This window comes from Endozoicomonas sp. ALB032 (genome assembly GCF_049310125.1).
Classification (GTDB): Bacteria; Pseudomonadota; Gammaproteobacteria; order Pseudomonadales; family Endozoicomonadaceae; genus Endozoicomonas_A.
Genome location: NZ_JBLYNW010000001.1, coordinates 4,498,207 through 4,511,586, shown reverse-complemented (window position 1 = coordinate 4,511,586; position 13,380 = coordinate 4,498,207). Strand labels below are relative to the sequence as shown.

10 protein-coding genes are annotated in these 13,380 nt (G+C 50.2%); 3 read left to right on the top strand and 7 right to left on the bottom strand.

Going from position 1 to position 13,380, the window contains the following annotated elements; all coding sequences use genetic code 11:
- Positions 1–106: 106 nt before the first annotated feature.
- Together gcvP and gcvT are read left to right on the top strand one after the other, a co-directional pair.
- Complete coding sequence (gene gcvP / locus ACO6VG_RS16840; protein ID WP_422474795.1) at positions 107–3,013, top strand: aminomethyl-transferring glycine dehydrogenase; 2,907 nt, start codon at positions 107–109, stop codon at positions 3,011–3,013.
- A gap of 74 nt (positions 3,014–3,087) precedes the next feature.
- On the top strand, positions 3,088–4,206 hold the full coding sequence (gene gcvT, locus ACO6VG_RS16835; RefSeq protein WP_422410452.1) for a glycine cleavage system aminomethyltransferase GcvT: 1,119 nt from the start codon (positions 3,088–3,090) through the stop codon (positions 4,204–4,206).
- 69 nt (positions 4,207–4,275) lie between these two features.
- Here gcvT and ACO6VG_RS16830 read toward each other — a convergent pair whose 3' ends face one another.
- Positions 4,276–5,577 carry an anaerobic C4-dicarboxylate transporter gene (locus tag ACO6VG_RS16830; RefSeq protein ID WP_422410454.1) on the bottom strand — a complete coding sequence of 434 codons (1,302 nt, stop codon included), beginning with the start codon at positions 5,575–5,577 and terminating at the stop codon, positions 4,276–4,278.
- A gap of 498 nt (positions 5,578–6,075) precedes the next feature.
- Between ACO6VG_RS16830 and ACO6VG_RS16825 the strand changes: the two genes are divergently transcribed.
- Positions 6,076–7,047, top strand: a complete 972-nt coding sequence (locus ACO6VG_RS16825; RefSeq protein WP_422133366.1) for a trypsin-like serine protease — start codon at positions 6,076–6,078, stop codon at positions 7,045–7,047.
- A 188-nt stretch (positions 7,048–7,235) separates the two neighbouring features.
- On the opposite strand, the gene nqrF is transcribed toward ACO6VG_RS16825, so the two are convergent.
- From nqrF to ACO6VG_RS16795, 6 genes are read right to left on the bottom strand one after another with little or no spacing between them, the layout of a single operon-like run.
- Complete coding sequence (nqrF, locus tag ACO6VG_RS16820; protein WP_422133365.1) at positions 7,236–8,462, bottom strand: NADH:ubiquinone reductase (Na(+)-transporting) subunit F; 1,227 nt, start codon at positions 8,460–8,462, stop codon at positions 7,236–7,238.
- Between the two features lie 15 nt (positions 8,463–8,477).
- On the bottom strand, positions 8,478–9,074 hold the full coding sequence (gene nqrE, locus ACO6VG_RS16815; RefSeq protein ID WP_317141965.1) for an NADH:ubiquinone reductase (Na(+)-transporting) subunit E: 597 nt from the start codon (positions 9,072–9,074) through the stop codon (positions 8,478–8,480).
- Positions 9,075–9,077: 3 nt separating this feature from the next.
- The gene (locus tag ACO6VG_RS16810; RefSeq protein WP_422133364.1) at positions 9,078–9,743 is read right to left on the bottom strand and encodes an NADH:ubiquinone reductase (Na(+)-transporting) subunit D; all 666 of its coding nucleotides are present in this window, start codon (positions 9,741–9,743) and stop codon (positions 9,078–9,080) included.
- On the bottom strand, positions 9,743–10,531 hold the full coding sequence (locus tag ACO6VG_RS16805; RefSeq protein WP_422133363.1) for a Na(+)-translocating NADH-quinone reductase subunit C: 789 nt from the start codon (positions 10,529–10,531) through the stop codon (positions 9,743–9,745). The genes ACO6VG_RS16810 and ACO6VG_RS16805 overlap by 1 nt, the downstream gene beginning before the upstream one ends.
- Positions 10,531–11,730: an NADH:ubiquinone reductase (Na(+)-transporting) subunit B gene (locus ACO6VG_RS16800; protein ID WP_422133362.1), complete on the bottom strand. Its 1,200-nt coding sequence runs from the start codon at positions 11,728–11,730 to the stop codon at positions 10,531–10,533. Before ACO6VG_RS16800 ends, ACO6VG_RS16805 begins: the two co-directional genes overlap by 1 nt.
- 3 nt (positions 11,731–11,733) lie before the next feature.
- Positions 11,734–13,068, bottom strand: coding sequence for a Na(+)-translocating NADH-quinone reductase subunit A (locus ACO6VG_RS16795; protein WP_422137732.1), 1,335 nt, complete (start codon positions 13,066–13,068; stop codon positions 11,734–11,736).
- Between the last annotated feature and the right edge of the window lie 312 nt (positions 13,069–13,380).

Genomic DNA, 13,380 nt, shown 5'->3' with positions numbered 1-13,380 from the left:
CCGGAGCATTCCCATGGGAGCATGGGCCGAGGTCCGTGGTTCAGGTATTTTCAGACCATCACAGGGCTGTCCCATCCACCGACGGCCGTCAGAGAAAGGTAGAAACATGGCTGTTGATAAACAGGCACTCAGCGCTCTGGAACAGAGCAACGCATTTACCGGTCGTCACATTGGCCCGGATCAGGCTCAGCAACAGGCAATGCTGTCCGAACTGAAACTGGAGTCACTGTCTGATCTGATTGAACAGACCGTTCCCAAAGCCATTCGCCCATCCACTACCCCAGGAGAGAACACCCTGGCGGTTGCAGCGGGCAAGACAGAAGTTCAGGCGCTGGCATACCTGCGTTCACTGGCTGACCAGAACAAGGTGAACAAATCCTACATTGGTATGGGCTACTACAACACCCATATTCCAAACGTCATCCTCAGAAACGTTCTGGAAAACCCCGGCTGGTACACTGCCTACACGCCTTATCAACCCGAAATCTCCCAGGGCCGTCTGGAAGCCTTGCTGAACTTCCAGCAAATGGTCATGGACCTGACCGGTATGGAAGTCGCCAACGCTTCCCTGCTGGACGAAGCCACCGCAGCTGCAGAAGCGATGGCACTTTGCCATAGATCCAGCCGCAGCAAGAACAGGGTGTTCTTTGTTGCAGACGACGTCCACCCGCAAACCATCGACGTCATCAAAACCCGTGCTGAGCACATGGGCATCCAGGTAGAAGTCGGCAACCCTGTTACCGATCTCGAAAAACACGATATCTTCGGTGTACAGCTGCAGTACCCTGGCACTCACGGACAGATTACCGATGTCGCCAGCATCGTCGCCAAAGCCAAAGAACAAAAAGCCATGGTGTCTGTCGCCACCGACCTGATGGCTCTGATGCTGCTGAAGTCACCCGGTGAGCTGGGGGCTGACATTGCTTTGGGCAGCAGCCAGCGATTTGGTGTCCCTATGGGCTTTGGTGGTCCGCACGCCGCTTTCTTTGCTGCCAGTGAAAAACTGAAGCGCTCCATTCCCGGTCGTATTATTGGTGTTTCCATCGACCGCCGTGGTAACCAGGCTTACCGCATGGCGATGCAGACTCGTGAGCAGCACATCCGTCGTGAAAAAGCGACGTCCAACATCTGTACTGCCCAGGCTCTGCTGGCCAACATTTCTGCGTTCTATGCCGTTTATCACGGGCCACAAGGTCTGAAGACCATTGCTGAGCGCATCCACCGCCTGACCACTATTCTGCATAAAGGCCTGACCACTCTGGGCGTTCAGTGTAATAATACTTTCTTCGACACCCTGACCCTGAAAGTGGGCAGCCAGCAGGAAGCGATCTATAACCGCGCCCTCGAAGCTGACTGCAATCTGCGTCGCATCAGCTTCGATCAACTGGGCATCAGCATTGATGAGACCACAACAGCGGAAGACATCACGCAGCTGTTCAATATCATTCTGGGACAGGGTCAGGATCTGGATATTCAGACCATTGACAGCCAGATTGCAGTGTCCGGCCTCAAAGACGAGCATCGTCGTACTGATGCCGTACTGACTCACCCGAATTTCAACAGCTATCATTCCGAAACCGATATGATGCGCTACCTGAAGCGTCTGGAGAACAAGGATTACTCCCTGACCCACGGCATGATTCCTCTGGGCTCCTGCACCATGAAACTGAATGCCGCTGCTGAAATGATTCCGGTGTCATGGCCTGAATTTGCCAACATCCACCCGTTTGCGCCCAGAGATCAGGTCAAGGGTTATATGACCATGATCAACGAACTGGAAGCGGCACTGGAAGAAATCACCGGTTACGACAAAATCTCCATGCAGCCCAACTCAGGGGCCCAGGGAGAATATGCCGGTCTGCTGGCCATCCGTAACTATCAGGAAGCCAATAACCAGGTACACAGAAATATCTGCCTGATCCCCTCTTCTGCCCACGGCACCAACCCAGCTTCTGCCGCTATGGTCGGCATGAAAGTGGTCGTCGTTGACTGTGATGAGAATGGTAACGTCGATGTTGCCGATCTTCAGGCCAAAGCTGAACAACACAGTGAAAACCTGTCCTGCCTGATGGTGACCTACCCTTCCACCCACGGTGTTTATGAAGAAGAGATTCGCAATATCTGCGACATCGTTCACGAGCACGGGGGTCAAGTGTACATGGACGGAGCCAACATGAACGCTCTGGTCGGCATCGCCAAACCTGGCAAGTTCGGCTCCGACGTTTCGCATCTGAACCTGCATAAAACCTTCGCTATTCCTCACGGTGGCGGCGGTCCCGGCATGGGCCCCATCGGCGTCAGAAGTCATCTGGCGCCTTACCTGCCAAACCACTGCGTCAGCCCGATTGAAGGCGATAACGAAGGTATGGGTGCAGTATCAGCAGCGCCATTTGGCAGCGCCTCTATCCTGCCCATCAGTTATCTGTACATTGTCATGTTGGGACAGCAGGGTCTGCAACAATCCAGTGAAGTCGCCATTCTCAACGCCAACTACATGGCTGAGAAACTGGCTGCTCATTACGACGTTCTGTATCGTGGCCGCAACAACAAGGTGGCTCATGAGTGCATTATCGATATTCGTCCGATCAAAGAAGCCTGCGGTGTCACCGAAGAAGACATTGCCAAGCGCCTGATGGATTACGGTTTCCATGCACCGACCATGTCCTTCCCGGTTGCCGGCACTCTGATGATTGAGCCGACCGAATCCGAGTCCAAAGACGAGATCGATCGTTTCGTCAGCGCCATGATTGCCATCCGCAAAGAAGTTCACAAGGTACAGGAAGGCGAATGGCCTGCCGAAGATAACCCGCTGTGCAACGCTCCGCACACTATGGAAGATCTGGTAGACAGCGAATGGAGCCATCCGTACAGTCGTGAAGAAGCCGTCTTCCCGTTGAAAGGCTCTATCGATGGCAAATACTGGCCCACTGCCAACCGTATCGATAATGTCTACGGCGATCGCAACTTTATCTGCTCCTGCCCATCTATCGAAAGCTATCAAGAACAAGACTAAAGTCGTCTGAGAACCAGCATTGAAACGGGGAAGTCACTTCCCCGGCTTCTTCACAATTTCAGGGAGTATCCCTAATGACCGAACTTAAAAAAACACCACTGCATAGCCTGCACCAGGAGCTGGGCGCGAAAATGGTTCCTTTCGCAGGCTTCGATATGCCGGTTCAATATCCTCTGGGGGTTAAAGCCGAGCATCTGCACACCCGTGCAAAAGCGGGTTTGTTCGATGTCTCCCACATGGGGCAGGTTCGTCTGACAGGCAACAATCCGGCCAGGGCTCTGGAAGCTCTGGTACCTGTCGACATTATTGATCTGCCTGAGCGCAAGCAACGCTACGCCCTGTTCACCAATGAACAGGGGGGCATAATGGACGACCTGATGGTCACCAACGAAGGCAATGACAGCCTGTACATTGTTGTCAACGCCGCCTGTAAGGATCAGGACATTGCTCACATGAAGGCTCATCTGCCTGAGGATGTTAAGCTGGAGGTTCTGGATGACCGTGCTCTGGTCGCCATTCAGGGTCCTGAAGCAAAATCCGTTATGGCCCGCTTCGCGCCTGAAACAGAGAAGATGGTCTTCATGGACTCCATTCACATGACTATTGAAGGCGTTGACGTTTACATCAGCCGCTCGGGTTACACCGGTGAAGATGGTTTTGAAATCTCAATCCCTGAAGCAGACGCTGACAAATTCTGTCGTATGCTGCTGGATCAGCCGGAAGTCGAGTTCATTGGTCTGGGTGCCCGTGACTCCCTGCGTCTGGAAAGTGGACTCTGCCTCTATGGTCACGATCTGGATACAGATACCACTCCCATCGAAAGCAGTCTGATCTGGGCCATCAGCAAAAACCGTCGTAAGGATGGTGAGCGTGCTGGCGGCTTCCCCGGCGCAGACAGGATCCTGAGCCAGATTGAAAACAAAGACCTCACCCGTAAACGTGTTGGTTTAATCGGCAGCAGTCGTGCTCCGGTTCGTGAAGGGACTGAAATCGTCAACGCCGATGGCGAGAAGATCGGCGTTGTGACTTCAGGAACCTTTGGACCCACTGTTGGTGCTCCTGTCGCAATGGCCTACGTTACAACTGAATATGCTGCCTTGGAAACAGAAGTTTTCGCGCAGGTGCGCGGCAAAAAATTGCCTATGACTGTGAGTCGTATGCCGTTTATTGAACAGCGTTACTATCGCGGCTAAGCTCTGCGAAAAAGCCCGGTTAACCGGGCTTTTTTTATCAGTGATAAGCTGGTTTCTGTTTTGCCCGCTTTAAATAACCATTGGCGCAAAAACAAAACCAAAGGCAACACAAAGTGCAATACAGACAGTGCCCGGCATAAAGAATGGGTGGTTAAATACCAGTTTGCCGATACGGGTAGACCCGGTCTCGTCCATTTCTACGGCTGCCAGCAGTGTTGGATAAGTAGGCAGAACAAACAGAGCGGATACCGCTGCGAAAGAAGCGATAGCGGTCACAGGATCAACCAGAGCCAGAGCAGCAGGCATCAGGGCTCGAGTGGTGGCAGCCTGAGAGTAAAGTAGCATAGAGGCGAAGAACAGTGTAACCGCCAGCAGCCATGGGTAGCTGTTCAGTAAATTGCCTGCCAGAGCCTGGATAGAATCAATGTGCGCCCCCACAAACGTATTACCCAGCCAGGCAACACCCAGTACGCAGACGCAGGCACTCATACCGGACTTGAAGGTCTGGGCATTGAGGATATTGCCAGAATCAATCTTGCAGAAGATAGTGATCAGGCCAGCCGCAATCATCATAAATACCATGATGGCAGAGTCGCGGGGCAAAACAGGATTTTCAATCAGACCGACGTTACCGCTGATAGCCGTAGCGTAAAGCACCACAGCCAAAATACTGAGAGCAAAAATACCGACAGACAGACCGGCGCCTTTCCTGCAGTCCTGACGGGCTTTGGTCTCACGCAAGGTAATCAGACCAGCTTTCAATCTTTCCTGATAGATAGAATCCTTGTCCAGATCCACACCCATGAAATTACAGATAACAGCGGTCAGCATAACCGCCGCATAGGTAGTAGGAATGCAGATGGCCAGCAGTTGCAGGTAATCAATGCCATAGGGCTCAAGGAAGCCACTGAACACGACCACTGCGGCAGAGACAGGTGACGCAGTAATGGCTATCTGGGAAGCAATCACAGCGATACTCAGTGGACGAGATGGACGGACACCGTTTTCTTTAGCCACTTCTGCAATCACCGGCAGAGTAGAGTAAGAAGTATGACCTGTACCTGCCAGCAGAGTCATAACGTAAGTGACAGTCGGTGCAAGAAAAGTAATATACTTTGGCTTACTGCGAAGAAGCTTCTCGGCCAGCTCAACCAGATAATCCAGACCGCCAGCCACTTGCATGGCAGCCACTGCACCAATCACCGACATAATGATCAGGATAACATCTATAGGTATTGCCCCGGGTTCGAGCCCGAGGCCCAGAGTCAATACCAGCACCCCCATAGCACCGGCAAAACCAATCCCGATACTACCCAGCCGAGCCCCAAGAAAAATAGCCCCAAGTACAACCGCTAACTGAACCCAAAGCATGAAGAGGTCCCCTCTATCGTAATAATGCTTCAACCAGACAATGGCAATGTCACTGCCTGAAACAAACAAACTTAGCGTTAATATATTAACTAGTTTCCAACAGGGAAATAATAAGTTTATATGCTAACTATTTACGGATTACCGAAACATCTTTCTCTACTCTTCCCATGAATAAAACTCGACTTACTGTTAACTCCTTTTCCGTCGTGTCAGCATTTAGTCGTCAGATCCATAAAAAATAAATAGGAAGGAAAAATGCTTCAGTCGAAAAATAGCAGAGTCAGGAGCTCGAGAGGTCATGAAATTTATGGGTCAACTTCAGGCCACCGCCACAGTTTTTGAAGATAATGCCTGATAGAACTGACCATCGACATAATTTAGGGCGACAAGGTCATCAGCACTTACTCTGCCTTAACCTAAAAGTCGATGTTATATAGCTCGCGCCGGTAATGTGTTCTAACCTTATGCCTTCGATTTTCATAATTCAAAGGTAAATACATGAATTTGCTGAAACATGTGTTCACATTTTTTATCTTATGTTACTCAATACAGTTGTTGGCAAGAGACAGGGTGGAAAGGTACACTGATCCAGCAGAAGTAGTTCCTGTAGGGCAGCTTCCCTGGATTGTACAGCTAAATAATATTTTTGATCCCTGTTGTATAACAAGGTGTACCGCATTTTTGATCACTCAAAGACATGTTTTAAGTGCGGCTCACTGTTTCCTTTCTGAAAAAAAAGCATTAGATTCATATGTAGATTTCAAAAACATGGATAGCAAAAAAAGAATTAAAGTTAAAAGATTCATTCTTCATCCGGATCTTGAAATGCCAAAAACAGATATTGCAATTATGGAACTTTCAGAAGATGTCATTCTTGACAACCATCCCCTTCTTGATTTTTCAATATATAATTGTTCAAATCTAGCCAGTTTTATAAGAAACCCTTTTGCAGCAGGCTACCAGGGAACCTCAGTACTTAAAAAAGTGAGCTTATCATGGCTAACACGGCGGATGTGCCAACATAAGGATCTTAGATATATCTTAAACTATCCAGGGGATGGAAAAGGTGGAGATTCAGGCTCACCGCTATTTTATAAGTTTAATAATACTGAATATCTAATTGGTATACATTCAACCGGGTCTACTTACAATGGAAGCCCGATAATCTATACGCCAATATTCACTAACGCTGATTTTATAACCAAAAGCATTTACCTTAATTCATCAGCTAATCGAACATACTTTTATGATGCATTGACATCAAATGATTCTGAGTGGACTGATTTAGTTACTTCAACTGATCCGGCTACTTCAACTACCTCGACTGCTTCAACTACTTCAACTACCTCGACTGCTTCAATTACTTCAACTACCTCGACTGCTTCAACTACTTCAACAACATCTATTACTTCTGCTAGTCGAATTTACACATTGATTATACCAATAGCTATTATTTTTTTTGCTGAGTGACGTGATTATCTCTTGAGATAGTCATGGGCAAAAAGTTTCTGAAGTTAACCGTCGGATATTGGTTCAATGATAAATCCAACAAAAAAACCGGTGAACTCTGAGAGTATCGCCGGTTTTTTGTATCGAGAACAACTGAGTGCTCACGAATAAACATCTGCATCAGACTGCTGGATTAACCACCGAAGTGATTAACCACCAAAGTCGTCCAGCATGATGTTTTCAGGTTCAACGCCCTGATCTTCAAGCATCTTGATTACCGCAGCATTCATCATGGGAGGTCCACACATATAGAACTCACAGTCTTCAGGTGCAGCGTGTTGCTTCAGGTAGTTGTCAAATAGCACCTGGTGAATAAAGCCGGTGTAACCTTCCCAATTGTCTTCTGGCTGAGGATCAGACAGAGCTAAATGCCAGGTGAAGTTAGGGTTATCTTTTGCCAGCTTGTCGAACTCGTCTACGTAGAATGCTTCACGCAGGGAGCGGGCACCGTACCAGAAAGAAATCTTGCGGGTAGATGACAGACGCTTCAGCTGGTCGAAGATATGAGAACGCATAGGCGCCATACCTGCACCACCGCCGACAAAGACCATTTCGTTGTTGGTGTCTTTCGCAAAGAATTCACCGAAGGGTCCGTAAACGGTCATCTTGTCACCTGGCTTCAGGTTAAAGACGTAAGAAGACATCTTGCCCGGCTCAAAGTCAGTACCCGGAGGCGGTGAAGCGATACGGATATTGAATTTGAGGATACCTTTCTCTTCAGGGTAGTTAGCCATGGAGTAGGCACGGATGGTCTCTTCATCCACCTTGGAAACGTACTTCCACTGGTCAAACTTGTCCCAGTCGCCACGGTACTCATCCTGAATATCGAAGTTCTTGTACTCAACCGTGTGCGCAGGCGCTTCCAGCTGCACATAACCACCGGCGCGGAAGTTAACGTCTTCTCCCTCTGGCAGTTTCAGAACCAGCTCTTTGATGAAGGTGGCAACGTTCTCGTTGGAAACAACTTCACACTCCCACTTCTTAACACCGAAGAGCTCTTCTTCAACTTCGATTTCCATGTCCTGCTTGACGTTCACCTGACAGGACAGGCGCCAGCCTTCCTTCTCTTCACGCTTGGTGAAGTGAGAACGTTCGGTGGGCAACATCTCGCCGCCACCATCGAGTACTTTACACTTGCACTGTGCACAGGTACCACCACCACCACAGGCAGATGGCAAGAAGACGCCCGCACCTGACAGAGTCGTCAGAAGCTTGCCACCGGCCACCGTGGTGACGGCCTTATCGGGGTCTTCGTTGATGTTGATGGTTACATCACCGGTGCTGACCAGCCGCGAGCGAGCTGCCAGAATGACCGCTACGAGCGTCAGCACGATAACGGTAAACATGACTACGCCCAATACGATAGTAGAATCCATATTTACACGACCTCCTTAGAGCTGTACGCCAGAGAATGACAGGAAGCCCAGTGACATCAGACCAACAGTTATGAAGGTGATGCCCAGGCCACGCAGGCCCGAAGGCACGTCACTGTACTTCAGCTTTTCACGGATACCGGCCAGGGCGGCGATTGCCAGAGCCCAGCCAACACCAGCTCCCAGCCCATATACCGCAGACTCGCCAAGATTATAGTCACGCTCAACCATGAACAGGGAAGCTCCCATAATAGCGCAGTTCACGGTAATCAGCGGCAGGAATACACCCAGCGCGTTATAAAGTGACGGTACAAACTTGTCCAGGAACATTTCCAGAATCTGGACCAGAGCCGCGATAACACCGATGTAGGTGATCAGACCCAGGAAGCTCAGATCGATACCGGGTGCCAGCGCCCCATCTTTCAGGATATTCTGATAAATCAGATTGTTAATGGGTACAGTAATGGTCAATACGGCCACTACAGCAACTCCCAGACCCAGAGCTGTTTTCACCTGCTTGGACACCGCCAGGAAGGTACACATACCCAGGAAGAAAGCCAATGCCATGTTTTCAACGAACACTGCTTTCACAAAAAGTGAGATGAAATGTTCCATGGCTTAGTGGGCCTCGCTGAACTTGGTGTTAGGAGCCATTTTGAACTCGTTGTCTTCAACCTGATCCGGCTTGCGACTGCGAATCACCCAGATCAGCAGACCGATCAGGAAGAAAGCGCTTGGAGCCAGCAGCATCAGGCCGTTAGGCTGGTACCAGCCACCGTTGTTAACAGTCTTGAGGATTTCAACACCGAACAGGTTGCCGGCACCGAACAATTCACGGAAGAATGCCACAATCAGCAACACCGCACCGTAACCCAGACCGTTACCAATACCGTCCAGAAACGACAGCCTGGGACCGTTCTTCATAGCGAAGGCCTCAGCACGCCCCATCACGATACAGTTGGTAATGATCAGACCAACAAACACAGACAGCTGCTTGGAGATGTCGTAAGCGTAAGCTTTCAGAATCTGATCTACCACGATTACCAGGGAAGCAATTACGGTCATCTGACAGATGATACGAATGCTGTTGGGAATGTGGTTACGAATCAGAGATACCGCCAGGTTGGAACAGGCGGTAACACCGATTACCGCCATGGCCATTACCAGGCTGACCTGCATGCTGGTGGTCACCGCCAGTGCCGAGCAGATACCGAGGATCTGCAGGGTTATGGGGTTGTTGTTAACGACCGGTTCCAGCAGGATATCCTTAGTCTTCTCAGACATTATGCATCCCCCGCTTTCAAATTAGTAAGGAACGGTTTGAAGCCATCTTTACCCATCCAGAAATGAATCAGATTGGTTACACCGTTACTGGTCAGAGTGGCGCCGGAAAGACCGTCGACCTTGTAAGGAGACCTGGGATCCGCACCGCCTTTTACCAGGCCTGCTTCCACTACACCTTTATTGTCGTAGATCTTCTTGCCAGGCCACTTGTCCTTCCAAAGTGGGTTGTCTACTTCGCCACCCAGTCCCGGAGTTTCCTTCTGGTCGTAGAAACCGAATCCCTTAACGGTGTTCAGGTCGCTATCCAGAGCCATAAAGCCATACATGGTAGACCAGAGTCCGTAGCCGTGTACGGGCAGAATGATGGTTTCCAGCTTGCCATTTTTCTCAACGATATAGACCTTGGCAATGTCAGCCTGACGCTTGATGCTGGCAATATCTTCAGCACCACTCAGGGCACGGGACTCATCAGGAATCTTGGCTGCAACACGCTGGTCGTAGTTATCAGCGGTTTGACCTTCAGATGTTTCCTCAACGAACTTGCCTGTTTTGAGGTCAACCAGTCGCGGCTGAACCTGTTTGTAAAGTTCGGCCACTTCGCTGTTGCTCAGCGCCTTGGCATCTTTGGTGAGACCAGAAATACTCAGAATGTTGCGCTGCACGTCGAGCTCAACATTCTGGGTCTGCTGCGGCTTCAGGAAAACAGCTGCAGCAGATACCACAACGGAGCACACCAGAGAGAGCAGAATCGTTACAAATAACGTCTTCTTGATACTATCGTTACCCATCAGGCACGAGCCTCCCTACGCTTGATGTTGGCTTCAACCACGAAGTGGTCAATCAGCGGCGCAAACAGGTTGGCGAACAGAATGGCCAACATCATACCCTCTGGGTAAGCCGGATTAACGGTACGGATCAGGATGACCATGATGCCAATCAGAATACCGTAATACCAGCGACCGGTATTGGTCATGGAAGCGGATACAGGATCGGTTGTCATAAAGATCAGACCGAAAGCAAAACCACCCATAACCAAGTGCCAGTACCATGGAGTACTGAACATCATGTTGGTTTCGGAACCAATCATGTTAAACAGGGTTGCCGTTGCAATCATACCCAGCATGGTACCGGCGACGATTCTCCAGGAAGCAATACGTGTCGCCAGCAACACAGCACCACCAATGAAAATTGCCAGAGTAGAGGTCTCACCGACAGAACCCTGGATGGTACCCAGGAAAGCGTCAAACCAGGTAATGCCATTGGAGACTACCTGATCTATACCTCCCTGCTGCGCCAGACTCAGGGCAGTCGCACCAGAGAAACCGTCTACAGCAGTCCAGACCAGGTCACCGGAAATCTGTGCAGGGTAAGCGAAGAACAGGAACGCACGCCCCGTCAGCGCCGGGTTAAGGAAGTTCTTGCCGGTACCACCAAACACTTCCTTACCGATTACAACACCGAAGGAAATACCCAGGGCTACCTGCCAAAGCGGAATACTGGGGGGAACAATCAGGGCGAACAGGACAGAAGTGACAAAGAAACCTTCGTTGACTTCGTGACCACGAACGATAGCGAACAGTACTTCCCAGAAACCGCCGACCAGGAATGTCACGGCATAAATAGGCAGGAAATAAACAGCACCATAGATGAAGTTATCCCACAGACTTGCCGGATCATGACCCGCCAGCAGGCTGATCAGGGCACCGTGCCAGTCAGCAGGAGCAGCCAGACCACCAGCAATAGCCGTGTTGGCCTGGAAGCCAACATTCCACATACCAAAGAACATGGCCGGGAAGGTGCAGAGCCAAACCATGCCCATCATACGCTTCAGGTCGATCGCATCGCGAACGTGAGCGGTGTTATGGGTCTTGTTAGGAGCTGTATAGAGCAGAGTGTCTACTGCCTCATACAGTGCATACCACTTCTCGTGCTTGCCACCTTTGACAAAGTGGGGCTCGAGGGAGTTAAGGAGTTTTCTCAAAGCCATTTCTCAGCCCTCCAGCTCGATACGGGTCAGGTTGTCGCGCAGGATGGGACCGTATTCATACTTGCCGGCACACACGTATGTACACAGTGCCAGATCGTCTTCTTCCAGTTCCAGGGCGCCCAGTTTCTGGGCCATTTCCGTATCGCCAACCACAATCGCACGCAGCAATTGTGTCGCCAGGATATCCAGAGGCATGACTTTTTCATACTGTCCCACTGGTACCATGGCACGTTCACTGCCGTTGGTGGTGGTTGTAAAGTTGAACAGCTTGCTTCTGCTCAAGCCGGAAGTCAGAACATTCAGCACAGAGTAACGGTTCACAGTAGGGTTTATCCACCCCATGAACAAACGCTCATTGCCTTCTTCCAGAACAGAAACCTGTGTGTGATAACGACCCAGGAATGCAAAGGAGCCTTTAGCAGTACGGCCACCAAATACAGAACCAGAGATAATACGGTTATCACCCTCTTTCAGTTCACCTGCAGCCAGCTCATCAGTGCTGGCACCCAGTCGGGTCCGCATCAGACGAGGCTTCTCAACCTGAGGACCTGCCAGAGCTACAACACGATCAGTAAAGAGTTTACCAGTGGTGAACAGTTTGCCAACGGCAATAACGTCCTGGTAGTTAATCTGCCAAACGGTCTTTTCAGCACTCACCGGATCCAGAAAGTGAATATGGGTACTGGGCTGTCCAGCCGGATGAGGCCCATCAAACTCTTCAGCAGTCGCAATACCGGCCGGAATACGAGCACCGGGTGCTTTACACAGGAAGATTTTGCCACCGCTGAGTTTGCCGAGGATATTGATGCCCTGTTCAAACGCTTCAGCATGCTCACTGATGATGACTTCCGGGTTAGCTGAGAGAGGATTGGTATCGATGGCAGTAACAAAAATGGAAACCGGACGAGAACCCAAGGCTGGCACTTTACTGAAGGGTCGGGTGCGAAGGGCAGTCCACAATCCGGATTCATTCAGTTGTGCTTCTACCTGATCAGCAGTCAGGGCTGACAGTGCTTCTGGCTTGTGCTCAGTAAACGAGACTTCATCGTCACCATCGACATCAATAACAACGGATTGTAGTACCCGCTTTTCACCACGATTAATCGCAGCAACCACACCGCCGGCAGGCGCAGTGTAGCGCACACCCGGTGTTTTCTTATCAGTAAAGAGCTCTTGCCCTTTTTTAACTCGATCTCCGACAGCGACGGCCATTGTAGGTTTCATACCTACATAATCAAAGCCAATCACGGCGACAGAGCGAACTGCTCGGCCATCGGATATGCTTTGATCAGGCGCCCCTGTAATCGGAAGATCCAGCCCCTGTTTGATTTTGATCATACCTTTCGCCTAATCAATCAATTTTCAGGTCCGGAATAAACCCGCCTCTCCAGTGATAACCGACAACTGACCAGAACAACCCCGAATACACAGCTTTTCTCCAACCGGAAAGTCAGAATTCAAGCTATGATCTCTACTTCAATCAGATACACAGAAGGGTGTCAGTCAGACCTGAGTCCGTCCTGCAGGCTCCCTGAAGAACGCACCCAGGTAGAATGAACCCTGTTTGGCAGTATTCTGATCCAAGCAAAATGACGGTTAACATCCCCAAGCCTCATGCTGTCGAAGAGCGTGTCGGCCTCATGCTTGAAA

Bases quoted from the DNA above. Each gene is read 5' to 3' on its own strand.
- gcvP (WP_422474795.1), top strand. From the start codon at position 107: ATGGCTGTTGATAAACAGGCACTCAGCGCTCTGGAACAGAGCAACGCA.
- gcvT (WP_422410452.1), top strand. From the start codon at position 3,088: ATGACCGAACTTAAAAAAACACCACTGCATAGCCTGCACCAGGAGCTG.
- ACO6VG_RS16830 (WP_422410454.1), bottom strand. From the start codon at position 5,577: ATGCTTTGGGTTCAGTTAGCGGTTGTACTTGGGGCTATTTTTCTTGGG.
- ACO6VG_RS16825 (WP_422133366.1), top strand. From the start codon at position 6,076: ATGAATTTGCTGAAACATGTGTTCACATTTTTTATCTTATGTTACTCA.
- nqrF (WP_422133365.1), bottom strand. From the start codon at position 8,462: ATGGATTCTACTATCGTATTGGGCGTAGTCATGTTTACCGTTATCGTG.
- nqrE (WP_317141965.1), bottom strand. From the start codon at position 9,074: ATGGAACATTTCATCTCACTTTTTGTGAAAGCAGTGTTCGTTGAAAAC.
- ACO6VG_RS16810 (WP_422133364.1), bottom strand. From the start codon at position 9,743: ATGTCTGAGAAGACTAAGGATATCCTGCTGGAACCGGTCGTTAACAAC.
- ACO6VG_RS16805 (WP_422133363.1), bottom strand. From the start codon at position 10,531: ATGGGTAACGATAGTATCAAGAAGACGTTATTTGTAACGATTCTGCTC.
- ACO6VG_RS16800 (WP_422133362.1), bottom strand. From the start codon at position 11,730: ATGGCTTTGAGAAAACTCCTTAACTCCCTCGAGCCCCACTTTGTCAAA.
- ACO6VG_RS16795 (WP_422137732.1), bottom strand. From the start codon at position 13,068: ATGATCAAAATCAAACAGGGGCTGGATCTTCCGATTACAGGGGCGCCT.